This is a genomic window from Salmonella sp. SAL04157 (assembly GCF_046551635.1).
GTDB lineage: Bacteria > Pseudomonadota > Gammaproteobacteria > Enterobacterales > Enterobacteriaceae > Salmonella > Salmonella enterica.
The window spans coordinates 34,713-60,613 of record NZ_JBGDVS010000001.1; the positions used below are offsets into that span (position 1 = coordinate 34,713).

Here is a 25,901-nt window from a genome sequence, read left to right on the forward strand (position 1 = left end):
CACAAAAGAGAAACAATTTCTAAGGTATTTAAGATGACACAAATCGCAATTTATGGATTTAATTTCACTAAAAAAATCACATTTGACGGTGGTGAGTTAACTCCTATTTTCAGTTCATGGAGTGAGTTAAAAAAAAATGGCTGGGCTAATGATAGGTACATCCTCACTGGTTTTTTCAAACCAAACTCGAATAACTACGCCGCTCAACAGCAGCTTATTTTTGATTTACAAGCAGTTCTTAGTTTCATTGAACAAAAAAATGTAATCATTTCAGGAGAACTTGAAAATGATGAAACCCCTTTCAATTTCAAACCATCTCTACCCAAAAAGCTTGACAAAAAAAGAGATAAGGGTGCGGGCATTATCATCATGGAAGATTATTTTGCACCAAACAGCCGAGAAAATTTTATTTGCTTAGCCATGGAAAAACTAAATAGTAAAGCCATGCTAAAACAAGATGCCTTTAGAACATCATTTTTTAAATCAATGCTAGCTTTCCGCGACTCAATAAATTATATCGACGTCAGATATTATTTATTATTCTCGGCACTAGAAGCACTTTGCAGATTTATTAAAAATGACTACTCCCCTGCCAAAACACCACAAATAATCACTCAGGTTTTAAAAGAATATGGTTTTAATGTCGAAAAAACAGGACATACATTAGCTCAAAGAAACATTATGCATTACTGCAAACTCCGTCACTCGCTGTTCCACAATGGTAAATACATTGCCTATCTTGATGAAAAAAACTCAGATGGCAAAATTGAAATTCAAGATTACTCATCAAATTTGAATTTACTGGTGCCACTTGTACTAATGAAATTCATAGGATTTGATGACAATTATATAAACTGGGACTCATGGATTGATAGGAATCCATTTATCAGTAAAAAGTAAACTAAATTTTATAAATGTGGTTTTATTTATCTCTGTAACCAATTTAGCAAAGCATCCTGAATGACAGTTTCCACATCATCATTTACACCAAGAAGGCGACGCTCTGCGTAACGGACCTCTGGCCCTTTACGACTGACGCGATCACGCAGGCCGTAATGGTGAACGCGGGCAATGCGCTGCACCTTACCTTCAAACTGCACGCTGGCAGAATTGGCGCTGGCGGTAGTTTGAAGGTATTTGGTGGTGCGCAGCTTTGTAAACATCTGACGTTTGATGCGCCCCTTTTTGCTGCGTGCTGTTACCCTACGCGGTTCATAACTGCTGCCATCTGGATTGCGCTGCATCCTGATGTTCTGCTGCTGTGTCCGGCGCAGTTCCTGCGCCAGCTGACGCATCATGCGGCTTCTTGTGGCTGGCTCCAGATTCGCCAGCAAAGCACTCAGCCAGTCGTCCACCTTCTGCAGTTCAGCCACGTTTCACCGTCCACATTTCTTCAGGTTCATCGGGCTCTGCTACAGCTTCAACGCTCGACACACTGCCGTCAGTGCTGACCAGCACACGCTCCGTCAGTTGCAGGTTAAGGCTGATATCACAGACATCGTTGCGCAGAATATCCACCTCAAAGGTGAATAACTTTTCCCGTAACGCCGGATTATTGATGGCATCGGGCTGGTTATCCCGCAGCCACAGCAAGACCGGGGCCATCAGCAGATTCTGGTCGCCGCTGAAATCCTCAATCACCGCGTTCAGGGTGTAACGGTACTCCCATGACATGGAGCTGGCCCCCGTGGCAACCAGCGAACCGTTATCCACAAACAGATGCAGTTTGTCCGGGTTATTACGGACATAAGGCACTGCTTTATTGAGGGCGTGGCGCAGGGATTGTGGTTTGTTCACTGTTTCGCTCCTGACACGCAATAATCATGTCCACTTTGTCTGCACAGACCGCCCAGGCGGCCTCCGTTTCATCCAGCAATGCGTTCAGATCACCGTTATTGTGTGGCGCTGCCTGATCCAGCTGACACGGCGTCACTCGCGGACAACCACTGACGGTAAGCTGCACCTCCGGTGAGTGCCGGACGTTCCCGCAGCCGGATAATGTCAGCAGGCAAAGGAGTATCAGCCCAGCGGCGTAAATCCTCGTTCTCACGTTTCAGTTCCTCAATCCGATGTTGTCGTTGTCTCAGCAGCGCGCTGGTCTGTTCTGCTTCGGCATAGAGCCGCGCCTGCTCCCGGTTATTGGTTTCAGTCAGAATGGACAGGCTGATAAGCTGGCTGTTGCTCTTTGCCAGTGCCTGACTTTTGCTCCGCAGCTCGTCTGCCTGCGTGCTGATGGTCTGGCTGGCATCAGCCAGCCGCCACGTCTGCCAGCCCAGCGACGCCAGTAATAACGCCAGCACAACCAGCAGCAACCGGTTCATGCTGCTACCTGTTGCGCCATCTGGTTACGAGTGATCCAGAAGGCAATAACGGTCAGCAGATAAAAGACCAGGGTAATGGCCCACCCCGTCCAGGCGAGACTTACGATAATCAGCAATCGCATCACCCAACTGATAAATACGTTTTCTTTTCGGGTAATTGTCTTCAGCAAAGATGCCCTTAACTCCTGCCAGAGCGGGCCATTCTTAATTAACGCAGCCAGTGCTACCGGAATTACCGCCCATGTCAGCAAACAGGCTACCCAAACGCCGGACGCTGCCAGTACCGGAAAAATCCCCTGCGGATACACCATTGCTGCGATTAACAGCGCCATCCATAACATCAGAAACAGTCCGCTGATTAATTTCTTTTTCATTTCAGTTTGCTCCCTGTAAGCACCAGGCCATCTCCCGCGCACGGCGGTTATCCAGCCCCTGATTAAACACACCTTTTACATAAACCCAGCGCGGCAACTGTCGGCACGCATCCGCCCAGCGCCGCTGATTGAGCAATTTCACCAGCGTGGAGCTGCAGGCATTGCCCGTCCCCACGTTGAAGGCAAACGACACCGTAGCGTCATACACCTTCTGTGGTGGCTGTTGCTTCACACACCTTTCCAGTGCCCGCTCCACACGCAGCACGTTGGAGATCAGCCCTTCTGCTGCCTGTCGTTCCGTGATTGTTTTGCCGGGAATGACGCCCGATGTATTACCAATGCCGTCGGTCCAGACACCCGCGCTGCACTGATACGGCTGCAGACGACAGCCTTCGTAATCGGCAATCAGTTTCAGCCCCTCCACGGAGGTGTGAAGCTGCTGAAACCCCGGCAGCATGGCAGCAATAGCCAGCACGGCCCCGACAAGGCAGCGTTTAACGATTGATGGATTCATAGTCCTCCCGCGAGATCTGCCCGTCGCGCAGAAGCTGGTAGGCTTTGTGTTTGTAGTACCAGTTGATAGCCAGCATCAGCACACCGATCATCAAGCCGCCCAGCGTTGAGGCATCCTTGATGGACAAATCGCCCAGCCAGGCCAGCACGACGGCGATGCAATACGTGATAAAGGCGCTGATTCGCTCAAGCGTCATAATTCAGTCCCATAGCTGGACGGTCTGCACGGTGGTGGTTGTCGGAATGTCCGGCAGCTCCACCTGCAGCCCGTGAGGTAAAAAGGGGCCGTATTCGGCAAGCCCCGGATTTGCCTTCAGTACCTGCTCCGTGACACCCTGCGTGCGCCCGTAATGACGCCAGCAAAGTGCGTCCACCGTGTCATACTGATGCGCACGCACTTTCATCAGATAAGCTCCACTGTGCAGTGCGGCGCATCCTGCACCCGGCTGATGGCCCAGCGGGCGTCACGCCATAAATCACCGCTTGCTTCCGCCAGTTCCTCGCCTCGCTTCGCACCGGATGCCGTGGCGTCATAGTCCTGGTAACGTTCGTTGAGCATGGCGCGTGCCCAGCAGTAAACCGCGTTGAAATAGTGCTGAATGCGCTCGCTTTTGCCGTCCAGTTGTTCCGCCGGGACTTCTGCCAGCGAGGCATACCCCAGCATCTGCTGGCGTCTGCGAAACTCATACAGCTCTGCGTTGACCTCCGAAATTGCCGACAGCGCAACCTGCTTTAAACGCGGCTGCGTCACCGTGCCGTCAGTGCGCATGACACTGCGAAACTCCGACAGGTCCACATCAGGCCAGAACGGCGTATTTCTGATGATTTCCGCCTGTTCCGGTGCCTGTTCTGGCGCAACAAACTTCATGCTGCTTTCTCCTGAAATAAAGGGCGGTGGACGGGGTTTTGATGTGGCAGTGCCTTTCGCCACCCCGTGCCGCCCGTGCGCGGGGGCACGTTCTGTCAGCGGCTGTCATTGCGCAGTCTGCGCTCCAGCTGCTGTTTGTCTTTTTTCACGCCACAGCGGGGATCGAGCTGTAACGCATGGTTGAGATGATTAAGGGCGGAAGCCGGATTGCTTTCACTCAGGACAGCGCCAATCGCTTTATGCAGACGCGCCCGTGACTGGTCCGGCATATCCAGACCGTCTGTCAGCTCCAGCGTCTGCAGCAACAGATCGGCATCAAAGCCGGTGGCGGCAAGCATTGCGCTCTGCGCTGCATCTGCCATTTCCTCTGCCAGCACGGTCTGCACGTTGCGGTTACCCAGCGGCATCACCCAGCCATGACGCAGGGCATGACGCCCGATCTCCAGCGCCCCGGCATAATCTCCGGCATCAATGCGCCACAGCATCACGTACATCAGCACGTCATCCTGTTGAGCGCCTCCGGCAGCCAGGACGCCCTCCGCCCAGGCGGCATATTTCGGCAGCAGCTCCACCTTTATATCCGCTTTTTTCACCGTGGACTGAACGCCCTTGAGACGGCGGCGGTCTTCCGCCAGTTGCAGCAGCATCAGGTCATAGCCCGACGCGTGGCGAACGCTGCCGCCCTCGCGGGCGGCCTGTTCAGCCTGAACGCGCAGGCGATGCTGCCGTGCGGGACTCAGGCTCATGGTTTACGCTCCGGCTTCTGCTGCGGCGGCGCTGAAGTCGCCAATCTGGATGTTTTCCACCAGTGCGGCGCAGCGGTAGTCCTCAACCACGTAGGCTTCGTTAACGGATTCAAAATTTTCAATCCGGTCACGTTTCGGGTTGTCGATAACTGAACGGCGGCGGGTGTCTTCCTGCCAGTAGATGGACAAGTTATCCAGACGGGTGATCAGCAGCGCATTCGGCGGGAAGAACGGCGCACGCACGGCCTGCAGACCGCCCATGCGTTTCTGACTGATAATCATATCGGCTGCCAATTTTTCACTGTTTTCCTGCTCTTTGTTGACCAGCGGGAAATACTTGTCAGACAGCAGTTCACGACCGCAAATCACCACCAGATCGTCATCGTCCTGGTAGACCACGTCGATAAGCTCATTGACCGCATCCATCACCACAGCGTCCAGGTTGGCATATTCGCCACCTTTCCCGACTTTCACCGCACCCGGTGTGGTTTCGCCGCCCGCGGTGGTGCTGCCCATGACGTGATCCGGTGCATCCTCACGGATTTTCTGCAGCCAGCCTTTATTCACATCCTGCAGCAGCGGGTTTTCACTACGGTTGGAGGTTTTCGCACGCTTCACGCCGTTAAAGCCGATCATGATGCGGTCCAGTGCCTGACGTTTCACGATGGCGTCACGGATACGCACCTGGAAATCCTGAAACTTCGCCCACAGGTCCAGCTTCGCGTAGGTCAGCACCGTGTCAAAGTTGGTCTGCTCGCATTTATATTCCACATCGACCATCAGCGTCGGATCGACAGGTTCACGCTCTTTCGCAGTGGTGTCAGTGGTTCCGGCAATGGTGCTGCCAACACCCAGCCCCAGCAGCTGGCCGGACTGCTCAGTCACTGGCGTGACGTTAATCAGCGTCAGGAATGCGGCGGACTGCTGGATCTGGTCTTCCAGCGTCTGCTGCACAGACGGCTCTACAGTGAACTTGCTGGACAGTTCTTCAACGGCCACACCGTTCAGACGCGCCAGCTGCTGCAGGTAAGCGTTAAAAGCAAAGCGGGTATTCTTCTTCATCGGGTTTTGTGCTCCATCAGCAATTGGTCAGAGTGTCAGCGGGGGCGTTACCGCCTGTTGCACGCTGGCGGTAGTCCTGGCGGCTGTCTTCATGACTCAGCTTATTCACCAGTTCGTTAAAGGCGGTTTGCTGCTCCTGCAGAGCAGTCTCCAGCTCAGACAGGCGTTCTTCCTGCTCAGACAGGGATTTTTCGGTGCGTGCGCTCAGGTTCTGCTGCTCAGTGGCGACCAGCTCCACGGCCTTATGCACATCAGAGAACCGGGCGTCATCGGACTGCTCTTTTTTGGTAAACAGCGCCGTGACGCGGGCAAACAGGGACGGTTTGTCGTCCTGGACTTCTTCCAGTTCGATCACCGTTTCCTCTGCAGCGGTAAAGAGATTGGCGGGATTCTGCTTGCGGTTTGCCAGCGGGTTATGGGCTGCACTGGCGCTGAATGTCAGCATTTCCGTACCCAGACTGGCGGGATCATCAGTGGCAGCCAGACCGACCAGGTAGGCTTTGCCCGTATCAGCAAACTTCGGGCTGACTTCCATAGAGGTGAATAATTTCTGGCCTTTTTTCACCAGCTCCACCAGGGACTCCGTTGGCTCAACGTCGGCATACAGTGCCATCTTGCCCGCCAGCGGACCTTCCGTGATTTCTTCAGCAAACAGCGCCGTCACCTTGCCGTAGCGGTTAAAGGTGCTGTCCGGCAGATAAGACTTGATGTGCTCAAGGTTAATCAGCGCGGTATACACCGCCGGATTGTAGCTGGCTGCCATCTGTTCCAGCCATTCACGCTGGATTTCGCGTCCGTCGGTGGTGGCACCTTCCACCCCGATGCGAAAACGCTTTGCTTTCACTGTCATGAGCCGTGCTCCGTTAGAAAAAACTTACTGGAGCCTTATGGTTGCGGTGATGGGGGCAGTGAAACAATGCGCGGTATTTGTACCGACAACCACACAAACCGCAGGCGGGGAAAGCCTTCATTCAAGGCTGTAGGTTTGTGCCATGAACACCATACTGACACCCGCAGATCTCGATCCCCGTCGGCAGGCCATGCTGCTGTACTTTCAGGGATACCGCGTAGCCCGCATTGCTGAAATGCTGGGCGAGAAAGTTGCAACCGTTCACAGCTGGAAAAAACGCGACAAGTGGGGTGACTATGGGCCGCTGGATCAGATGCAGCTCACCACCGCCGCACGCTACTGCCAGCTTATTATGAAGGAGCACAAAGAAGGGAAAGATTTCAAAGAGATTGACCTGCTGGCGCGCCAGTCTGAGCGCCACGCGCGGATCGGCAAGTTTAACAATGGTGGCAACGAAGCCGACTTAAACCCTAACGTCGCCAACCGCAACAAAAGCCCGCGCCGTCAGCCGGAAAAGAATGTTTTCACCGATGAACAGATTGAGAAGCTGGAAGAAATCTTCCATTCCTCCATGTTCAACTACCAGCGCCACTGGTGGGAAGCCGGAAAAACCAACCGCATCCGCAACCTGCTGAAGTCACGCCAGATCGGCGCGACCTTTTACTTTGCCCGTGAAGCCCTGATTGACGCCCTGCTTACCGGGCGTAACCAGATTTTCCTTTCCGCCAGTAAGGCACAGGCCCACGTCTTTAAGCAGTACATCATCGACTTCGCCAAAGAAGTCGAAGTGGAGCTGAAAGGCGATCCGATGGTGCTTCCTAACGGGGCCACGCTTTACTTCCTCGGCACCAATGCCCGCACGGCCCAGAGTTATCACGGCAACCTGTATCTGGATGAATATTTCTGGATACCAAAATTCCAGGAGCTGCGCAAAGTGGCTTCCGGTATGGCTATTCACAAGAAATGGCGACAGACCTATTTTTCCACGCCATCCAGCCTGACACACAGTGCTTATCCGTTCTGGTCCGGCGCGCTGTTCAACCGTGGGCGCAACAAAGCCGATAAGGTGGACATCGACCTGTCCCACAGCAATCTGGCCCCCGGCCTGCTGTGCGCAGACGGGCAATACCGCCAGATAGTCACCGTGGAAGATGCGGTGCGCGGCGGCTGTAACCTGTTCGACCTTGACCAGTTGCGCATGGAGTACAGCCCGGACGAATACCAGAACCTGCTGATGTGCGAGTTTGTGGACGATCTCGCATCCGTGTTTCCGCTCAGCGAGCTGCAGGCGTGCATGGTGGACAGCTGGGAAGTCTGGACCGACTTTCATGCACTGGCTCTGCGCCCGTTTGGCTGGCGCGAAGTGTGGATCGGTTATGACCCGGCGAAAGGTACGCAGAACGGCGACAGCGCCGGATGCGTGGTGGTGGCGCCGCCAGCCGTGCCAGGTGGTAAGTTCCGCATTCTTGAGCGTCACCAGTGGCGCGGGATGGACTTCCGCGCCCAGGCTGACGCCATCAAAAAACTGACCGAACAGTACAACGTGACCTATATCGGTATCGACTCAACCGGCGTTGGTCACGGGGTTTACGAGAACGTGAAAGCGTTTTTTCCTGCCGTCCGGGAGTTTGTCTACAACCCCAACGTTAAAAACGCCTTGGTACTCAAGGCCTACGACATTATCAGCCACCGCCGTCTGGAGTTTGACGCCGGACACACCGACATAGCGCAGTCCTTTATGGCAATCCGTCGCGCCACCACCGCCAGTGGCAACCGCCCGACCTATGAAGCCAGCCGCAGCGAAGAAGCCAGCCACGCCGATCTGGCCTGGGCAACAATGCATGCACTGTTTAACGAACCGCTGCAGGGCGAATCCGCCAATACCAGCAATATTGTGGAGATTTTTTGATGGGAAAGAGTAAGAAGAATCGCGCTGCGGCGACGAAACAGATCCAGCTTAAAAGTCAAACTACAGCCGAAGCATTCAGCTTCGGCGATCCCGTTCCTGTTCTGGACCGCCGAGAACTGCTGGACTATGTGGAATGCGTACAGATGGACCGTTGGTATGAGCCGCCCGTCAGCTTTGACGGACTGGCGCGCACCTTCCGCGCCGCCGTGCATCACAGTTCCCCGATTGCAGTAAAGTGCAACATTCTCACCAGTACCTATATCCCTCATCCGCTGCTCAGCCAGCAGGCTTTTTCGCGTTTTGTGCAGGACTATCTGGTATTTGGTAACGCCTACCTGGAGAAACGCACGAACCGATTCGGTGAAGTTATCGCCCTTGAGCCTGCGCTGGCAAAATACACCCGACGCGGGTTAGACCTGGATACCTACTGGTTTGTGCAATACGGTATGACAACCCAGCCGTATCAGTTCACGAAAGGCAGCATTTTTCATCTGATGGAACCGGACATCAACCAGGAGATCTACGGCCTGCCCGGTTATCTTTCTGCCATTCCGTCAGCCCTGCTCAACGAGTCCGCCACGCTGTTCCGTCGCAAGTATTACATTAACGGCAGTCATGCTGGCTTCATCATGTATATGACCGACGCCGCGCAGAACCAGGAGGATGTGAATAACCTTCGCAACGCGATGAAAAGTGCCAAAGGTCCAGGCAACTTCCGCAACCTGTTTATGTACTCGCCTAACGGCAAAAAGGATGGTCTTCAGATTATCCCGTTGTCAGAAGTCGCGGCGAAGGATGAATTTCTTAACATCAAGAACGTGAGCCGGGATGACATGATGGCTGCGCATCGTGTGCCGCCGCAAATGATGGGGATTATGCCTAATAATGTCGGGGGGTTTGGGGATGTGGAGAAGGCTAGTAAGGTATTCGTAAGAAACGAATTAATATCAATGCAAAAACGGATCAAGGAGATTAATGTCTGGTTAGGTACAGATATTATCGCATTTACAGAATATAACTTAGATATGTAATCGTCCCACAATACAAGGCAAAGACCATACTCTTTGCCTGTAATTACAGTTATACTTTACACCTCTTTGAATAATCTGCAATAATTTCCTCAATACCATCAAAAATAACTTTAAACTTTTCAAAACTAATTGCTTTACAATTTGCCTTTATAACTTTTGTTGAAAACACATGCTTACCATATTCTGTTTTTGTATCCGTATCATTAGATTTATTAAATGTCTTTCCATCAAGCACCGTTGATAGTACCGTGCTATCAAATAAATCCTCCATACAAGACTCTTTCCCTCCAGGAAGCAATGGTGTTAATAACAAATAGAGATTGTCAAATATGTGGGTATACCTTGCCTTACGAATAGCATCAACATCATTTGGACAATTTTTTACTTTATCCTTTAAGTGATTTAATAAATCTTTAGGGCCTGAGTCATTATCAAGAAGCATAATAACAGGGTGCTTTGGTTTAAATTTCTCGAACCTCTTTTTTTGTTCTTGGTATCTTAATATAAATCTTTTGAAGTCTGTAGCACCGCCAGAAATGTCAAGAAAATAGCTTGTTTTTTCAGTTGCTTTAAAAAAATTAACACGATACTCATTTTTAGAGCTATCATCAGCAGAATTAAACAATAAAGGATATGAATTCGCCAATGACTTCAAAGCACACTTTAAATATACACGGTCTGTTTTACCCTCAGTGAGTATTGTTGGCATTTCCATTCCATGAAAATTTTTATAGTATAGAAAATAACTGTAGGATTTTTCTCTCGAATTCAATTTTGCAGTGTAGTTTAATCCATGATTTACACTTTGGTACTTTTCCAACTGTCTTGCGTTCTTTAGTTTTAATTTATTATATTTATCTATTGAGTCAATGAATCCAAAACGGCCTTCTAATTTAGCACATGTACCTTTTTCAATCTTTCCTGATTCAGTAACAATAACAAAAGAACCATCTTTATAAAGAGAATGAGCCATGGCACGCGTTACTTTTGCATATTCTTTGCCAACATTCACTTTTTTATTAACAGTCAATCCAGTAACATCTTGTCGTGATGTTTTATAACAAACCCTTGTCTTTTTATCATTTATTTTAAAGCCAGCCTTTATAATCTCTTTAATTAAAGTTTGACTTAGGGTTACAGACTCTCCGCCAACATCAGCAATCTCTTTTGGAAATGTTTTTTTATTAGTTGAAAATGTAAGATCATCAGCATACCGTGAATAATTGCATCCGTATTTCTTTGCTAACTTTGATAATCTTATATCAAGAATTCCACTGATTAAGTTACTTATAATTGGAGAGCACGGGCTTCCTTGAGGAAGTCCATTCTGAAAACATGCAATTTGTGCGATCGTTGTAGCAACAGTATTATTTAATCTAAAATCTCTGTTTGATAAGAAAAAACCTCTAACACGTCCAAAATTAAAACTATCAAAATAATCCTCAAGATCTATATTTAGTAGTAGCGTTTTACCTCTATGCCGTTCAGCATTCGTAATAATTGACTTTTCTTTTTCAAACCCATGAGATAAAACTGGATATATATTATATCTTTTATAAATTTCTGCACGACATAAATATAAAACATCAGCTAATCTACGTTGAATATCTTTGAGCTTAGTGGTAGGTGCTGATATGACTCTCGGCGCTCCGTTTTTTTTAGGAATAGTAAATTGTGTATACTGCGTTTCAGCTTTTAAACGATAAATAACATCCGTAAGAAAAGCAGTTTTAAGATTCAAGATACTAGCCAAATCTTGCCTGTTAGCAGCGTTTTGTAAACGTTCTAAAATTGATAGGGGTGCCATATCTAAAAATCAGCCTTGATTATCAGTTAGGGTAGGCACATGCAGGCACTCTTACGCAAAGCATAGGACAGCCCAAGAATGGCTACAAGGATGTCAGAAGGCGAATCCATCTAACATTTAGATCACTGATTGCGATACCACAACCAACAAATCTGCCTACATGTGCATACTTAAGCTACCATGATCATTTAAGAATGTGAAGAACCGTTAACAGTTTTGAAAGAGCCAGATCATAGCATTGCGCGCGCTCGTATCCCCGCCACGCCTGCCCGCTTTATGTAGTGGTTTTCATGCGCCTGCATGACATAAGCAAAAGCCCGCCACTCCTGGCGGGCCTCAGCTAAAACGATCCTCAAACGATCATGCGGATTCATGCGGCATAGACATGCACAATCTCCAAAGCGGGCATCGAGACTTTTTGGAAACCTACGTAACCACAGTTAATGTGTGCATCCTGTCTCGAATTGCATCACACGTCTCATCAAAAAGCTTGGTGATGGTTGTACGGTTCAACTCCGCCTCTTTCCAATAATTTTGCCCGTCAAATTCTGGATCGCTATGCTGAAACGATATTGACTCTGAAAGGCATTCCTTCCGGAAACGGTCCAAGATTATATAAACCTCTGGTGAGATGAACGGTTTGTTAGATTCAACACTTGTAACAAAAGTGTTAAATGCATCAAAAAAAACTTTCAACCTTCTAAATTTTCTCTCTTCAAATGGTTCGTTGGGGTCAACATGATCCAGCGCAGGCCTCAGCTTAAGCACGCTTTCTCTGGTTTCAAACATCGAATTCCAAATGAGACTATATGCTGATAACTCCTTATCAAAATACGCTTTCGTTACATAAACAGAATTGTCTAACTTAGCCTTTATTCTTTCATTAGTTGCACTCAGTTGTGATTGAAATTCAGCAATATCTTTGTTTAGCCGCGACTTATATCTTTCTAAATAAACTTTCCCGATCCAAACAAATATGCCAGATGCAACAAAAGACACCCCACCCAACGAAGCCAGAACTTTAAAGACTAAATCCATTGCGCCCCCACCTGCAAAAATAGTATTCCATTATAAGCTAATACATTTTTAATCAAACAGGGGATAATTCGCGTCAACCTCATCACTTCTCTGCTCTACCCTAGTGACTTCCATCAAAAACCCCAGGCCGTCATATAGCGAAACGGGGAATTCCAGCTCAAGCCAGAAGCAGTCTTCATAGATGCGGCCCAACCAAAAACCTCCGCCACACTCCTTTGGGCGTTGAAAGAAGACCCAGTCGCCAAGGGTAAACCGTTCCAGCACCTGGCCCCGATAAATAATCTGGTGATTACTGTCTTTTTTACCCATGGCTAACGCCTCGCTACTCTCGTTGTTCAACCTTGCTGACGTCAGATTCAAGTTCTTACATCAGGAACGTTCCTTAGTGCAGCCAGCTGTCGTCTTCCCAAACCTGTTGCATAATTTCCATCACCCGCTTTTTGTCTTCATCAAGCTTTAAGCCACTCAGCTCAACGCCGTTTGCCGACCCTTTACGGATGCGGATAGCGGTCTTGGGATAGATGGGTTGCAGGTTGCGGTAAAGCTCGGACTCCAGAGCGTCCAGGGTAGACTGGCTAATCTTCTGCTCTTTATCGATCATTATTTCAATGCGCATAAAAGTCACCTCAGCTGATGACATCCATTGAGCGGTTGTATTCGTGGGTTCTGATTTTTGCCATGAGTTCATCTGTCAATTCAGAAACCCACTGCAGGGCCAGCCCCTTCTCTTCATCACTACACTCACTAGCCGCTACAAGCTTAAGAAAAAAATCAATGCGCTGGAGCTTCAAAGACTCCAAAAAATAGTCCTGCATCTTTCCTCCTATGACACCAAAGCAACACTGTATACATAACCACTGTTTATATTTACAGTATATAATAATCTTACTGATGTAAAACGTTTTTTTACGCTCATCAGCCTGATATGCCTGGTATTATTAAGAGCACGAATTGTTAACCCGCGTAATTAATACAGGTTTCGCCACTTATCATCTTCCTGCAAACGCTGGTTCCGATAGAAGATACGCAGGCCTGCTCCTGACGGAATACTGCCGCCGCGAAGCAGTAAATCGACCTCTTTCTCGCTGCCATCAAATCCCCTGGACTTCAGTTCATACACGAGCTGCAGTCGCTGATGGCCTGTAATTCGCTGTTTGTAGTCTTTACGCCGTTTCGGTTTCACCAGGCGTAACCTTGCTGCCAGTTCCCGGCGCTCTTTTTTGCTCATACTGTGCAGGTAATCGTGCAACTCCTTGTCATCCATGCGGGTGATATCCGTTCTGGTATCTCCATCAGCTGATTTGTCTTTCCCTTGTTGGTACAAATTTTCAGCAAGGGGACAGTTATTGCCACGAGTCCAAGGGGCGCAAGCGCCTTGGTCGGCTACCGCCTCCTGAACGTCAACGGCCTTACGAACCTTTTTCCACTTCATCGCGTGCGTGCAAATCTTGCCCTCTACAATCGGGGACCAGATTCCATAGATACGGATACCGTGATCGCCGTAGGCGCTCGGTTCGTCGTTAAGCTCATAAGCCGTGCGGACAAGATGATGTTTGCGGGGGACCAGTACACCGCCCTGCTTCATGATGTAGGTGGCAAAGCAACCCGCATCTGCAGCTGCCAGTACCGCATCCAGACGCGGATTATCCAGTACCGGCGCACCCGCTTTGCGTTCGCCCTGCACTCTCGCCGCCTGACCAGCCAGCAAGCGCAGCTCACGGTATACCTGACGTCCCGGAATACCAAAGAAACGAAATTGCTGGACACGGTGCAGTGACGCCCAGGCGCTGACATGCTCGGCGCTGTCACGCAGTGACCTGCCAGTTTCTTTACTGATTTCTTTAGCCAGCCCGCGCCCGTCGATGTTCTTACTGATGTATTTAGCGATGTAGCTGGTCGGCGTGCCCTTGCGCGGGTTGATTAGCTCAGACTTGAAGCGCGGCCCGGTATTGGTGCCCAGCTCCTCGCGGTCTTCACGGATTGCAAACTTACGCAGCAGCGCGGTGATGGAGCGACGGTCTTTTTTGCGCATAAAGCACAGAAGATGCCAGTGCACGGTGCCGTCATGGTGAGGCTCTGCAACGCGGACGCCGTACCAGCGCAGCCCGGCCTTGTGCATGGCCTTGCGAAAAGCGGCGAACGTATCAACCAGATAATCACTGCTCTGCCGGACAGTGGCGCTGGTCCATTTCGGATTAGGTCTGCCATTATTGAGGGTTGCGTGGAAACGTGACGGGCAGGTGATGGTATAAAACACCGCGCAGTCTCCGCGCATTTCCGCGATCAGCTCCAGCCCTTTAACACAGGCCATCATTTCATTACGGCGGTGCGCCGGGTTGCTGTTGCTGGCGTTCACCACATCTTCCATGTCCAGCGTGTCACCGTCTTCGTTGACCAGCTCATGCGAGCGGAAGAACTCCAGCGATTTACGCCGCTGCTCGCGTTTGTGGATCACGGCTTCATAGCTGACATACGGGGACGCTTTCTTGTTGACCAGGCAGACGGCACGCAGTTGCTCCTCCCGCCACTCACAGCGCATCTGCCACAATTTGCGATACCACCAGTCCGCGCACAGCATGCGCGCCAGCGACGGTGGGATCAGTTCATAAGGCACCGACTTGCGGCGGCGCTTTTTGCGGCGTAACTTCTCAAAGGCAGGAGGGATGACCTCAAGGCGCATGGCTTCTGCAGCAACCCTTTCCCATGCCTGGCGGATTTCTTCTGGTTTAACATCTTCAGCAACAAACAGATCACCGCAGGCAGCATCAAGGCACATGCTCATATGTGCCGCAACCAACGTGGACAGACGTTTGACCTGATCCTGACTCATTTCAGGCAGTACCAGTAGCCCCTCCAGCCCGTCCTGGCTCGCCATGAACCGGAAAGACGCAGACACCTGGCTGTCACGCACGCGCTCCAGCCGCTCAAGACAAGGCCTGATTGTTTCGCGCAGATAGCGGGAATAAGCTTTAGCCCTGCCCAGGCTATGGAAGTATTTAATCCGCTCCAGCAGAGGCTTGCTGATATGGGCAGGCATGGCGCTTACATCGGCAATAATCACCAAATCTGGATTAACGCGCTGCTGTTCGCGGGCCATTTTGGTATGGCTAATCAGCCGATCCTGCTCAATTTCACGCTGGACAGGATCACGGGATTCATTAAAGAAATAGCGTTCCCAAATCTCATCACTCAACGCCTCACGGCGCAGTTGCTCCTGCTCGTTATCCGCAGCGTACAGAGTGATCAGGTTTGAAAGTGCAGACACCGGCGCAACGTCCGCCGGGTCCAGATACGGGTTAACCGCTTGTTTGGGCAAATTCCACGAATAAGGCCCGGCAACATTCTCAACGCTACCGGGATTTTCAGTTACAAATGTGGCGGCAAGACGGCCTGTAGTGATTTCCGTCACTCGCAGACTCCCGCATAAACACTGCTACACACCGCCTTATCATTCATGCCTGCCAGCAGATCAAACTGCACACCGCCACGAGTGGTTAAGGCCCAGTCGCGATAAGACTCAATGCCATAAGCATCAACGGTAATGACTTCAATACGTTTTTCAGCACGGCGCGGGTCATGCGTGGACGGGAAGAATATTGAATTGCCACGCCGTGAACATTCCGCAACCATCCTCTCCCATTCAGCCACACGGCTGATTTCTTCAGGCCAGCGCTGGAAAATTTCTGCAAGCTCGGACTTGCGGGCGTGAATACATGGCATACACCCGACACGGCTGCAGCCCTGCAGATAAAGTGGGTTAGGCTTAATGCCATGGCGTCTGGCAAGAGCGAACACATCTTCATGCAGCCAGTTGAGGATCGGACGATAGACATGAAGGCCCGGTGTATCATCTGCGTCTTCCTCCCACTCAGGCAGCAAAGCACGATCTGGGGATTCCTGTCCCCTGACGCCCTGCCAGCTGATTACCTCGTCGTATTCATCCAGAGCCGGGACGATCACCTGCGTACGCACCGGCTCATGTTTCAGCTCAAAAGTACAAAAACGAACTTTTGTTGAAGGAAAACGGCCTTTCCACATGCACAAATCAAGAAACGGAATGCCGGTTGGTTTAAGGATTTCCAGTGCCCGATGGATACGCTCTGCAGCCTCATCCGGCGACATACCGCATTCCTGAACCAGAGAAACGGGCCACTTTTCCGCAATAAATTTACGTTTCCCTTCTATCTGGCGCGTGAAATCGGCTTTAACGCGGATAACCTTGCCCAGCTTTGATTCCAGATAATCCAGATATTCCATCGTCTGCGGGTGTTCATGGCCCGTATCAGCAAAGACAGAGATATGCGGAACATCGCTTTCAATGGCTCTTAGCCACTGTGCAAGACTATCTTTGCCACCTGAGATACTGATGGTATTGATGGTGCTGGCAGCGAAGCAGCGCGGATCGATGGCGTTCATACGCGCACCTCAACGGCACGGTCTAGACCTCTGGCAAAATCAACACCAAACCAGCACACTGGCTTCGTGGCGATGATTTCGGCTGCAGATTTACCATCACCCTCAGCCACACCCATGCTGCGCTTTGCGGTGATACGGTGGCGGGTAAAATTACGATAAAGGGAGCGTGTCAGGGATGTGTCGCTGTTGGACACGATAACCGGATGACCTTCTGATGACCGGCGCTCAAGAATAGACGCCAGATGATACTGGTCGTCCTCTGTAAAACCGGCAGTGTGATAACCGCTAAATGTGCCATCGTATGGCGGATCACAATAAATAACATCACCAGCCTGCAGCAGCGACAGCGTTTCCTCAAAGCTGGCACAAATAAACGTTGCACGTTTAGCCTTCTCGGCAAATGTGCGTATTTCATTTTCAGGGAAGTACGGCTTTTTATAATGTCCGTATGGATTGTTATATTCACCCTTCTGGTTATAACGGCAAAGACCACGATAGCCATGGCGATTTAAATATAAGAAATACAATGCGCGTTCAATTGCGCCACCATGGCGCAAGTTAAACTCCTGTCTCGTCTTATAATATGCCTCTGGATCATTACGGGCTTCAAAAAGATATCTGCCCTCTTTGATGAAGTATTCAACATCATTCTTAATCACCTGATAGAGATTAATCAGGTCTGGATTAATATCCGCGACAAGATAATGAGGATAGTCTGTCGCCATCATCACAGCACAGGAACCCGCGAAAGGTTCAACCAGTCGCGGGCCCGCAGGAAGGTGTTTAATCAGTTCAGGCATTATTGCGGTTTTATTTCCCGCCCATTTCAGGATAGTGCTCATACAGCACCCCCTATGTAATGTTTGCCTTTCAGCTCTGCGATTTCCTGACAAGTGACACAGCACTGCACGCCCGGAATGGCGCGGCGTCGTGCTGGCGGGATCGGTGCATCGCAATCAATGCAAAGAACACGTGAAACGCCAGGCGTTCTGTTGCGGACGGTGTGGATATGGCGCTGGCGTTCTTCTTCAACGCGCTGCTGTACAAGGTCCATTGAATCAGCCATCAGTGGATCTCCTGCGCTTCGTTCTGAATGTTTTCAGCCGCAATACGCAGCAGCTCCGCCGCTTCAACGTGGTTAAGCTGGCGTGACGTGATATGGCAGGCCAGGCTATCAAGACGGGCTGCCATTGCCGCAGCACGTGCCCGGCGCTCTTCCATCCGTGCATCAGTCAGCATCTGGTTAAGGCCAGCATCATCTGGTCCGGTTTTGGTGATACGGGTTTCAATATTTCGCATTGTTGTTTCTCCTGAATTTGGGCAATAAGAAGCCCGGCGGGTTTACGCCTTTAATTTCGGTTGTGGGTTAATTCGGCATGGCTAGCCGATTTGGAAATAAACTCACCACTGTACGGAAATGGTTCATTGCTTTAATCAGCTCCCGCTTTTCGTCAGTCGTCAGCTCACTAACATTGACGCTATGACGTTCCGCCGGAATCTTTGCCATAAAGAATATTGCGGCTAGTGCGCGTTTATTCTGCTCATGGTTAATATCCCGTTGGTCCCGCATATCGCTAATAAAGCGCTCCAGTTCTGAATCAATATTTAAGCCAAACACTTTCGCCCTTAATTCCGCGATGTGGTTTAACCCATTAAGGCGGAGGCCAGCGCTTAGCGGAACAGTCGCAGCATCGCCTTCAATAGCCATGGTTTCCCCTGCTTTTTAGTGGACAGCTCAGCCAGCAACGCATCCTGAGAGCGGCACGGATGCCAGCGCTTTCCATCCTTCCCCATAATCCAGCCATGACCGCAGTGCATTGCAGGACTTTGCTTAACGAGCAGTGATGCAAAAGATGGTTCTTTAGTCAGCATAACCACCTCAGATCAGGCCGAACGAAGCGCCGAGGCCCGTCACGGTATCTACTGCGCTTGCCATCGCCGGATTCGCCTGCAAACGCGCATGTAATGAAACTGCGGTGAGTGCCATCAGGCGCGTGACAGAGTTGATGCTGTTGATCACATCACGGCGGCCTGCACTGGTTTTCACATCACCGGATACTGCGCCTGCAGCTACACGCCCAATCTCCGCAGTTGCACTCATGACGTAATGCGGCAGGTTCTCTTTTGCCACTTCATTCAATGGCACGCACGGTAGGCAATGGATTTGAGCCAGAAAACCGTCAATCAGCGTTGAGTCTTCTGTGATATCAGTCAGCAGCCAGATCTCCGGCGGCGTAAGTTGATGCGGTTGCTCCGGGTTCAGCTTATTGCGCAGCGTCTGGACATTCATTCCTGCGCGTTCTGCCAGCTTCGCCATATTGTGACACAGCGCGAAAGTCCGGCAGGCTTCGTCAAAGTGTGGATGTTTGGAAATCTTATAATCAAACATGCAAGCCCCTTAGAAAGTTCTCATAATCGAACTTACTGACCAACAATGACGCGGAAGTTGGAATGACCAAGAGACTCACGAACCTGGTCGGTTTTGTACATCAGGTACCGCAGGCTTACACGTCCTTTATTTTTTTCTTTCTTCACCATGTACTTAGCAAGCTGACCATGGTGAATTTTTTGATACACGGAGCCACGGGAGATACCTTCCCACTCCGCGAACTCAGCAGGCGTTGCCATCTCTTTTGGTACACGAATTGAAATATCAGTGCTCATAGTGCAATATCTCTCGGTTAAGGTTTGGTTTACGTCGTTTTATCTTGTTTTATTTGATTCAATGATTGATACATCGAGATACTACGATCCAATTTTTGATACGTCAATAGGATTAAAAAATGATACAAGTGAAAGCTGGCGAGAATACCGGGGGAAGAGAGGCTATACATAGGTTAATGGCTGCCTACGATTTTAAGTCCAGACAACAACTGTGTGATCACCTGGGCGCATCCAAAAGCACTATGGCAAACAGATACTTAAGAGATAGTTTTCCGGCGGAATGGGTGATTCAGTGTGCTTTAGAAACGGGAGTTTCGTTACTGTGGCTCACTACCGGACAGGGAGAGCCAGGTTCAAACATTGACCATAAAAAAGATATCAATTTCGTGAACTCCGGCAAAGTTAAACCTCTTTCGGAACTGGTTTCCCCTGAAATTGACAAGGCAACTCTCAACGGTGGTTTATTGGTCGAGGCAGGAAAAGCAATCATTGATACCAGCCTGCTTCCCTCAGACTCAGGTGACCTATTGTTAGTTAATACTGCTGGAGATTCTTATTTAGTAGACCGCAGCCAGACACCACCAGTTAATGGCATATGGTTGGTAGATATCGACGGAATAAAAAGTATCGTTAAGTTAACACGTCTACCAGGAAACAGATTAGTGGTGCATCAAGACGAATCATCCTTTGAGTGCAGCCTAGACGACATTGAGGTAGTGGGCCGCGCTTTAAAAATAATCAAGAGCCTCTAACTTATGAGCATCAGAAAACAGCCTAACGGAAAATGGTTGTGTGAATGCTACCCGAACGGACGGGATGGCAAGCGTGTACGCAAGCAATTTGCGACTAAAGGCGAGGCCATAGCATTCGAAAACCACACCATGGATGAGGTGAACAAAAAACCGTGGCTGGGGGAGAAGGAAGATCGGCGGCATTTATCAGAAGTGATTGAGCAGTGGCATTCACTTTATGGGCAGACGCTGGCAGACCCCAAACGCCTGATGGCAAAACTCAGCATTATTTGTAATGGCTTGGGCGATCCCATTGCCTCAGAGTTAACCGCAGGCGATTTTACGAAATACCGGGAAGCACGGTTAAAAGGTGAAGTAAAAAATGAAGATGGCGTGCTTATGTCGCCAGTTAAGCCCCGTACGGTAAACCTTGAACAACGTAACCTATCATCTGTTTTTGGCACACTGAAAAAGCTGGGCCACTGGCCAGCACCCAACCCGCTCGCTGGGCTGCCAACATTCAAAATCGCAGAGGGCGAACTGGCGTTCCTGGCACCTGAAGAAATTAAGCGTCTACTGGATGCCTGTGCTGATTCGCAGAGTCCCAGTTTGCTGATGATTGCAAAAGTATGCCTGGCAACTGGCGCCCGATGGAGTGAAGCCGAAAACCTGCAGGGCCATCAGCTATCAAAATACCGCATCACTTATACCAAGACGAAGGGCAAGAAAAACCGTACCGTGCCAATATCTCAGGAGCTGTATGACGAACTCCCCAAGAATAGAGGGAAGTTATTCACCCCGTGCAGAAAAGCTTTTGAGCGTGCAGTAAAAAGAGCCGGTCTCGAACTGCCTGAAGGCCAGTGCACCCACGTACTGCGTCACACATTCGCCAGCCATTTTATGATGAACGGCGGAAATATACTGGTACTGCGTGATATTCTGGGCCATGCCGATATAAAAATGACGATGGTTTACGCTCACTTTGCCCCTGACCACCTTGAAGACGCAGTGACAAAAAACCCGCTTCACAACCTCAATTGGAAGCGCTAATTTATGGCGGCATTTTGGCGGCAGGGCATTAAAAACGCGTAAAACGGACGAATACTGAATAATACTAACACGCTGTTTTTAAACGCAATACACTGTTTTTACTATACTAAAAATGGTATGTAGGAATTTCGGACGCGGGTTCAACTCCCGCCAGCTCCACCAAATCATGATCCGGATACGTCCGGTGAAGTACAGAAAGCCCGCACAGCACAAGCCCTGCGGGCTTTTTTGTGTCTGTCGTTGTCCGAGAACATCCGGCTAAATCTAGAGAAAATTGGTACACGTTTAGGTACACGCTATACTGTGGGCCATTAAACGTGTACCAATTATGGAAGGGATCCCGACATGGCGCGCATTACACGCCCCCTCACTAACAACGAAATCCTCAAAGCAAAACCCCGCGAAAAAGACTTCACCCTGCATGATGGTGATGGACTGTTCTTGCTCGTCAAAACCTCCGGTAAAAAACTCTGGCGCTTCCGTTATCAACGACCGGGAAGCAGCAGCCGCACAAATTTGAGTCTCGGCTCATATCCTGCCCTTACACTCGCAGCAGCTCGTCAGATACGCGACCAAAATTTGGCTACGCTCGCGCAGGGGATGGATCCACAACAGCAGCAAGAGCAAGCATCAGAACAACGTCAGATTGAGCTGGATAGTATTTTCTCAACTGTGGCCGCCAACTGGTTCAAAATGAAGAGCAAAAGCATCACTGAGGACTACGCGAAGGATATTTGGCGTTCTCTAGATAAAGACGTATTCCCAGCAATAGGCGCGATACCTGTTCAGGAGATTAAGGCCAGAACGATAGTTGAAGCATTGGAACCAATCAAAGCGCGTGGGGCATTAGAGACTGTTCGTCGCTTGGTCCAGCGCATTAACGAAATAATGATTTACGCGGTCAACACCGGCCTGATTGATGCTAACCCGGCATCAGGTGTTGGAATGGCATTTGAGAAACCCAACAAGCAGAATATGCCCACGCTACGACCAGAAGAATTACCTAAGCTGATGCGTTCTCTGGTCATGTCGAATCTGTCTGTTCCGACTCGCTGTCTTATTGAGTGGCAGCTCCTGACCCTAGTGCGCCCTTCTGAGGCTTCTGGTACTCGATGGGAAGAGATCGATCTCGATGCCAAACTCTGGACGATTCCAGCCGAACGGATGAAGGCCAAGCGTGAACACATTGTACCTTTATCGCCTCAGGCGTTAGATATTCTGGAAGTGATGAAACCGATTAGTGCTCATCGTGAACATGTTTTCCCCAGTAGGAATGACCCTAAGCAACCTATGAATAGTCAGACTGCAAATGCAGCACTTAAACGTATTGGATATGGAGGTAAACTCGTTGCTCATGGGCTTCGTTCTATAGCTAGCACAGCGTTGAACGAGTCTGGTTTTAATTCCGATATTATAGAATCAGCTTTAGCGCATATAGATAAAAATGAAGTACGGCGGGCGTATAATCGTTCTATTTATTTAGAACAACGCAGAGAATTGATGTCATGGTGGGGTGTAAAAGTAAAATCATAGGGCTTTCGCCCTATGATCTAATAATTATAAAGTTTCCAATGCGAAATTTCGATATCTCATTAGTGCATAAATATATCTAGTAGTAGATGCAGGTGTCCATGTTCTCTCAAGTTCTTTTGCTAGTGCTGCCCCCATCATTTTCTTATCATCATCGCCAAATTTATTTACATAAGCATTTAATATTTTGATAGCTGGAGATTCAGTGACTAACCTAGCTAAAGCCCTTTCAAGGCTGATGCTTTCTAATATAACTTCTATTTTATTATTTATCACCACACCATCATCTTGTCGAGAACAAAAACCTAAAGAAATTAAATCCTGCACTGCATTCCTATGTTTATTCGCCTGAATGAATGAATGGCTCATTTTTTTATTGGCGCACAGATACTCGGCAACTTCGAGTGTTTTTTCTGGCGAAGTAGCAGCTAAGAAAAGTGATCCTCTTCTATTACGCGCCCCTCTTTTATCTAGATCAATCGCCCCAAATGCTGGGGAAAACAACTCGCCATCATATATAACCACAGATTTCCCGATAACCGCTATCAGCCCCGTAAATTGTAACCAAGCCAATAATTTTGAACTATAAGACTTAGGATAACCACCGTCTTTATTCTTATAAGTATGGGCTATTATAGATTCATACTTATCGATAGGAACTCTTCTTAAATCGGCATCAACAATATTCTCTGCCAATTCTAACAAAACACTATGACTCTTAAAATGCTCACGAAGAAACTCAGGGACATTTGTGATAGTCTGTTTACAAAGTATATTCCCATTTAAATCTCTGTCTATGAGAACAAAATACTGCAAATCCATTAAAACATTTATTAATGTTCCCCGACTATATTTTAGTTTAGTTTGCAGTTCATCCAAGCTAATGGTTTTGAACGAGTTTACAACATCAAGAATTAACAAAACCATTTTCGGAGATGTTGATGGCATATATGACCATGGTATAACTGGAAGGTCATTTCCTTTCAAGTAATCTCGAAAAACGTCCCAATACACTGATAATTTTTCACCTGTTTTAATTACCATCCTATCTGAAATTAGCTCTAAAACAGTATCACTCCCAAACTCTTTAGTAACTTCATATTGACTAATCGGAGAGTTCTTTGCCACAAATTTTAAACATGAATTTTGTTTTTCAGGCCTATCTAAATCTTCATGAAATAAATTTGAGATCTGTAGTTGACTAACCAACATTTGATCCTGTGAGATACCTCCTTTTAGCTTTTTGAATACATGAATACAAAGCTTTTTCAATAACCATGGATAACCTTGAGCTTGCTGAATAAGACGCGTGCGTAAAGGTTTATTTAATTTAAACCCTGTATTTAGCTCGAAACTATTAATTAATTTAGATGAATCTTTTAGATCAAAAGGCTCAAGTTTCTTTTCAACCCTATAATCTTTTAGCCGATTCCACATTGAGTACGCTGGATTTTCATCCCCTAAAGTAATACCAGTTCTCCATGAGAACCCTACAACTAAATTGCTTTGTAGTGCCGAGACATCGAGTGCGAATCGTTCAAATTCTTTAAATAGCCCGAATAGTTCCTCTTTCATAAAGACTTCTTCGAACTGATCAAAGAAAATAGTCAATACCTTATCATGTTCGGAAAGGTATTTTAAACATTCCTGAACACTCTCAGATCCTATGATATCCGTAACACTCTCAATCAGGAATGGTTTTTCATATTCGATAAAACCTTCTTTGATCGCACTGCTGAAAGCTTTAACGACAGCTTCTGCAACAAAACGTCCGCCTCTAGCAGAACGGACATCGACTGGTGTAAGGAAGAATTTATTCTTCCATTTTTGATTTTTAAATCTTGAGGATAGCCTTGCTATTAAAGATGACTTTCCATTTCCTGAACCGCCTATAAGTGATAGGACTCTACTTTGAGAGCTATTTCCTCTAACATTCTCAAGATAATCCCAAACTTCTTTCTGTATATATTCGCGACCAACAAAGTCTTTCGGCTGACATGGTTTATAATCCATAAAATCGTCAGCAAGAATTATTTCACTGACAATTTCCCTTTCGTAATTTTCAGATAATTTTGAAGACGAAACAGTTTGTTCCGGTTCAGATAATATATAAAAATCAGTTACTTCCAATCCTTCAAAAAGCCCTTGCTCCTTTATAATATCACTTATGCGACTGACACTTGGAATTTTACTATTTTTATTTATAGCGAACGGCACCACTCTTATAGGGCTACCATTTTCAACTTCTTGCAAAAGCCAAGTCATTTCTATTTCAGGATGAACTAAAAGTGTTGCACTAGTATATTTTGCCGGAATGTCATCTGTTGGAATATCCTCAACCTTACCTGTTGCAATTATAGATATAAGAATCTCTTTTTTATCAAAAAAAGAATAATCTATACGCTCATCAAGTCTATAATCCTCAAGCGTTGACTGAGCATCTTTACCCAAATCAGAAATTGAAAAAAGTGCAATTTTTTTAACTCTCAACCTAAATGCTTGAGAAAATGCCAAATCAACCACAGATGAATCAACTTTTTGCTGCATGAATTTACATTCTACATACAGCTTTTCATTTGATGGTGTATGAGTAGCCTGAATATCAATTTCCATGCCAGATTTTCTGACTTCCATACCATCAATTCTATACGATTGCCGGCGGAGTATATCAGCGCAAAAATTCTCGAAAAACTTCCCTCTCGAGGTATTGGAATAATTACTAGGTACACAAACTATCAAATCTTTATTCAGTGGTAACGGCCTGGCCATTTATACACTCCTTATCTCATATCCTTTTGACAAGTAAGATATCAACCTCGAGTTTCAGAAACCAGTATCTTGCGCATATTTACGACATCAAAACTTTTGGTTATGCACCCACAGCGCGCAATGCTCTCCCCGCCACGCCTGCCCGCTTAATGGGTCGCTTTTAATGCAGGTGCAAAGATGGTCTCAGGTCGCGCCGCGACTGGCGCTGGCAGGGAGTGCAGG

Annotated in this window: 33 protein-coding genes; 6 read left to right on the forward strand and 27 right to left on the reverse strand. The window is 48.3% G+C overall.

Annotated elements, in window-relative coordinates; genetic code table 11:
* The first annotated feature begins 33 nt into the window (after positions 1 to 33).
* Positions 34 to 900: a hypothetical protein gene (locus ACLJRE_RS00135; protein ID WP_000192047.1), complete on the forward strand. Its 867-nt coding sequence runs from the start codon at positions 34 to 36 to the stop codon at positions 898 to 900.
* 26 nt (positions 901 to 926) lie between these two features.
* Here the strand turns inward: ACLJRE_RS00135 and ACLJRE_RS00140 are convergent, their stop codons facing one another.
* The 12 genes from ACLJRE_RS00140 to ACLJRE_RS00195 all read right to left on the reverse strand — a co-directional run bounded on the left by ACLJRE_RS00140 (position 927) and on the right by ACLJRE_RS00195 (position 6,734).
* Complete coding sequence (locus ACLJRE_RS00140) at positions 927 to 1,373, reverse strand: phage virion morphogenesis protein (protein ID WP_000829151.1); 447 nt, start codon at positions 1,371 to 1,373, stop codon at positions 927 to 929.
* Positions 1,366 to 1,797 (reverse strand): phage tail protein, encoded by a 432-nt coding sequence (locus tag ACLJRE_RS00145; RefSeq protein WP_001039937.1) that lies wholly within the window; start codon positions 1,795 to 1,797, stop codon positions 1,366 to 1,368. Before ACLJRE_RS00145 ends, ACLJRE_RS00140 begins: the two co-directional genes overlap by 8 nt.
* Entirely contained in the window at positions 1,760 to 2,008 is a 249-nt protein-coding gene (lysC, locus tag ACLJRE_RS00150; RefSeq protein ID WP_214292207.1) for an Rz1-like lysis system protein LysC, read from the reverse strand. The genes ACLJRE_RS00145 and lysC overlap by 38 nt, the downstream gene beginning before the upstream one ends.
* Entirely contained in the window at positions 1,893 to 2,321 is a 429-nt protein-coding gene (gene lysB, locus ACLJRE_RS00155) for an Rz-like lysis system protein LysB (RefSeq protein ID WP_001574811.1), read from the reverse strand. The genes lysC and lysB overlap by 116 nt, the downstream gene beginning before the upstream one ends.
* Entirely contained in the window at positions 2,318 to 2,695 is a 378-nt protein-coding gene (locus ACLJRE_RS00160) for a DNZ54_00345 family protein (RefSeq protein WP_000727849.1), read from the reverse strand. The genes lysB and ACLJRE_RS00160 overlap by 4 nt, the downstream gene beginning before the upstream one ends.
* Before the next feature lies 1 nt (position 2,696).
* Positions 2,697 to 3,209: a lysozyme gene (locus ACLJRE_RS00165; protein ID WP_170976059.1), complete on the reverse strand. Its 513-nt coding sequence runs from the start codon at positions 3,207 to 3,209 to the stop codon at positions 2,697 to 2,699.
* On the reverse strand, positions 3,190 to 3,405 hold the full coding sequence (locus tag ACLJRE_RS00170; protein ID WP_000171568.1) for an HP1 family phage holin: 216 nt from the start codon (positions 3,403 to 3,405) through the stop codon (positions 3,190 to 3,192). Before ACLJRE_RS00170 ends, ACLJRE_RS00165 begins: the two co-directional genes overlap by 20 nt.
* Before the next feature lie 3 nt (positions 3,406 to 3,408).
* Positions 3,409 to 3,612 carry a tail protein X gene (locus ACLJRE_RS00175; protein ID WP_000868175.1) on the reverse strand — a complete coding sequence of 68 codons (204 nt, stop codon included), beginning with the start codon at positions 3,610 to 3,612 and terminating at the stop codon, positions 3,409 to 3,411.
* On the reverse strand, positions 3,612 to 4,076 hold the full coding sequence (locus ACLJRE_RS00180; RefSeq protein ID WP_000673520.1) for a head completion/stabilization protein: 465 nt from the start codon (positions 4,074 to 4,076) through the stop codon (positions 3,612 to 3,614). Before ACLJRE_RS00180 ends, ACLJRE_RS00175 begins: the two co-directional genes overlap by 1 nt.
* A gap of 95 nt (positions 4,077 to 4,171) precedes the next feature.
* A complete protein-coding gene (locus ACLJRE_RS00185) occupies positions 4,172 to 4,822 on the reverse strand; it encodes a terminase endonuclease subunit (RefSeq protein WP_058657302.1) in 651 nt (216 codons plus the stop codon).
* 3 nt (positions 4,823 to 4,825) lie between these two features.
* Positions 4,826 to 5,884: a phage major capsid protein, P2 family gene (locus ACLJRE_RS00190; RefSeq protein WP_079983412.1), complete on the reverse strand. Its 1,059-nt coding sequence runs from the start codon at positions 5,882 to 5,884 to the stop codon at positions 4,826 to 4,828.
* 16 nt (positions 5,885 to 5,900) lie between these two features.
* The gene (locus ACLJRE_RS00195; RefSeq protein WP_058657304.1) at positions 5,901 to 6,734 is read right to left on the reverse strand and encodes a GPO family capsid scaffolding protein; all 834 of its coding nucleotides are present in this window, start codon (positions 6,732 to 6,734) and stop codon (positions 5,901 to 5,903) included.
* A gap of 142 nt (positions 6,735 to 6,876) precedes the next feature.
* On the opposite strand from ACLJRE_RS00195, the gene ACLJRE_RS00200 reads away from it, so the two are divergent.
* Together ACLJRE_RS00200 and ACLJRE_RS00205 are read left to right on the forward strand one after the other, a co-directional pair.
* On the forward strand, positions 6,877 to 8,643 hold the full coding sequence (locus ACLJRE_RS00200) for a terminase ATPase subunit family protein (RefSeq protein ID WP_058657305.1): 1,767 nt from the start codon (positions 6,877 to 6,879) through the stop codon (positions 8,641 to 8,643).
* On the forward strand, positions 8,643 to 9,674 hold the full coding sequence (locus ACLJRE_RS00205) for a phage portal protein (protein WP_058657306.1): 1,032 nt from the start codon (positions 8,643 to 8,645) through the stop codon (positions 9,672 to 9,674). The genes ACLJRE_RS00200 and ACLJRE_RS00205 overlap by 1 nt, the downstream gene beginning before the upstream one ends.
* Before the next feature lie 49 nt (positions 9,675 to 9,723).
* Here ACLJRE_RS00205 and ACLJRE_RS00210 read toward each other — a convergent pair whose 3' ends face one another.
* From ACLJRE_RS00210 to ACLJRE_RS00275, 14 genes are all read right to left on the reverse strand, one after another.
* Positions 9,724 to 11,481: a retron Ec67 family RNA-directed DNA polymerase/endonuclease gene (locus ACLJRE_RS00210; protein WP_058657307.1), complete on the reverse strand. Its 1,758-nt coding sequence runs from the start codon at positions 11,479 to 11,481 to the stop codon at positions 9,724 to 9,726.
* A gap of 426 nt (positions 11,482 to 11,907) precedes the next feature.
* Positions 11,908 to 12,519, reverse strand: coding sequence for a hypothetical protein (locus ACLJRE_RS00215; RefSeq protein ID WP_058657308.1), 612 nt, complete (start codon positions 12,517 to 12,519; stop codon positions 11,908 to 11,910).
* Between the two features lie 48 nt (positions 12,520 to 12,567).
* Positions 12,568 to 12,828 (reverse strand): hypothetical protein, encoded by a 261-nt coding sequence (locus ACLJRE_RS00220; protein WP_058657309.1) that lies wholly within the window; start codon positions 12,826 to 12,828, stop codon positions 12,568 to 12,570.
* A 73-nt stretch (positions 12,829 to 12,901) separates the two neighbouring features.
* Positions 12,902 to 13,135 carry a DinI family protein gene (locus ACLJRE_RS00225; protein ID WP_001217566.1) on the reverse strand — a complete coding sequence of 78 codons (234 nt, stop codon included), beginning with the start codon at positions 13,133 to 13,135 and terminating at the stop codon, positions 12,902 to 12,904.
* Between the two features lie 10 nt (positions 13,136 to 13,145).
* Positions 13,146 to 13,334: a hypothetical protein gene (locus tag ACLJRE_RS00230; protein WP_001154434.1), complete on the reverse strand. Its 189-nt coding sequence runs from the start codon at positions 13,332 to 13,334 to the stop codon at positions 13,146 to 13,148.
* Between the two features lie 152 nt (positions 13,335 to 13,486).
* Positions 13,487 to 15,835, reverse strand: a complete 2,349-nt coding sequence (locus ACLJRE_RS00235; protein WP_410957309.1) for a replication endonuclease — start codon at positions 15,833 to 15,835, stop codon at positions 13,487 to 13,489.
* 89 nt (positions 15,836 to 15,924) lie between these two features.
* A complete protein-coding gene (locus ACLJRE_RS00240; protein WP_410957285.1) occupies positions 15,925 to 16,935 on the reverse strand; it encodes a phosphoadenosine phosphosulfate reductase family protein in 1,011 nt (336 codons plus the stop codon).
* Positions 16,932 to 17,777: a DNA adenine methylase gene (locus tag ACLJRE_RS00245; RefSeq protein WP_410957286.1), complete on the reverse strand. Its 846-nt coding sequence runs from the start codon at positions 17,775 to 17,777 to the stop codon at positions 16,932 to 16,934. Before ACLJRE_RS00245 ends, ACLJRE_RS00240 begins: the two co-directional genes overlap by 4 nt.
* Positions 17,774 to 18,001: a TraR/DksA family transcriptional regulator gene (locus ACLJRE_RS00250; RefSeq protein ID WP_095508404.1), complete on the reverse strand. Its 228-nt coding sequence runs from the start codon at positions 17,999 to 18,001 to the stop codon at positions 17,774 to 17,776. The genes ACLJRE_RS00245 and ACLJRE_RS00250 overlap by 4 nt, the downstream gene beginning before the upstream one ends.
* Complete coding sequence (locus ACLJRE_RS00255; RefSeq protein WP_001244238.1) at positions 18,001 to 18,234, reverse strand: DUF2732 family protein; 234 nt, start codon at positions 18,232 to 18,234, stop codon at positions 18,001 to 18,003. Before ACLJRE_RS00255 ends, ACLJRE_RS00250 begins: the two co-directional genes overlap by 1 nt.
* A 67-nt stretch (positions 18,235 to 18,301) precedes the next feature.
* Entirely contained in the window at positions 18,302 to 18,643 is a 342-nt protein-coding gene (locus ACLJRE_RS00260) for a DUF5347 family protein (protein ID WP_000963480.1), read from the reverse strand.
* Entirely contained in the window at positions 18,607 to 18,807 is a 201-nt protein-coding gene (locus tag ACLJRE_RS00265) for a phage filamentation protein Fil family protein (protein ID WP_000956168.1), read from the reverse strand. The genes ACLJRE_RS00260 and ACLJRE_RS00265 overlap by 37 nt, the downstream gene beginning before the upstream one ends.
* A gap of 7 nt (positions 18,808 to 18,814) precedes the next feature.
* Positions 18,815 to 19,324 (reverse strand): phage regulatory CII family protein, encoded by a 510-nt coding sequence (locus tag ACLJRE_RS00270; RefSeq protein ID WP_061872887.1) that lies wholly within the window; start codon positions 19,322 to 19,324, stop codon positions 18,815 to 18,817.
* A 32-nt stretch (positions 19,325 to 19,356) separates the two neighbouring features.
* Positions 19,357 to 19,599: a Rha family transcriptional regulator gene (locus ACLJRE_RS00275; protein WP_000102106.1), complete on the reverse strand. Its 243-nt coding sequence runs from the start codon at positions 19,597 to 19,599 to the stop codon at positions 19,357 to 19,359.
* 119 nt (positions 19,600 to 19,718) lie between these two features.
* Between ACLJRE_RS00275 and ACLJRE_RS00280 the strand changes: the two genes are divergently transcribed.
* From ACLJRE_RS00280 to ACLJRE_RS00290, 3 genes are all read left to right on the forward strand, one after another.
* Complete coding sequence (locus ACLJRE_RS00280) at positions 19,719 to 20,351, forward strand: phage repressor protein CI (protein ID WP_023214647.1); 633 nt, start codon at positions 19,719 to 19,721, stop codon at positions 20,349 to 20,351.
* A 3-nt stretch (positions 20,352 to 20,354) separates the two neighbouring features.
* Positions 20,355 to 21,380 (forward strand): site-specific integrase, encoded by a 1,026-nt coding sequence (locus ACLJRE_RS00285; protein ID WP_060634075.1) that lies wholly within the window; start codon positions 20,355 to 20,357, stop codon positions 21,378 to 21,380.
* A 345-nt stretch (positions 21,381 to 21,725) separates the two neighbouring features.
* On the forward strand, positions 21,726 to 22,913 hold the full coding sequence (locus ACLJRE_RS00290) for an integrase domain-containing protein (protein WP_023209741.1): 1,188 nt from the start codon (positions 21,726 to 21,728) through the stop codon (positions 22,911 to 22,913).
* 24 nt (positions 22,914 to 22,937) lie between these two features.
* Here the strand turns inward: ACLJRE_RS00290 and ACLJRE_RS00295 are convergent, their stop codons facing one another.
* Complete coding sequence (locus tag ACLJRE_RS00295) at positions 22,938 to 25,679, reverse strand: restriction endonuclease (protein WP_023212151.1); 2,742 nt, start codon at positions 25,677 to 25,679, stop codon at positions 22,938 to 22,940.
* Positions 25,680 to 25,901: the final 222 nt, after the last annotated feature.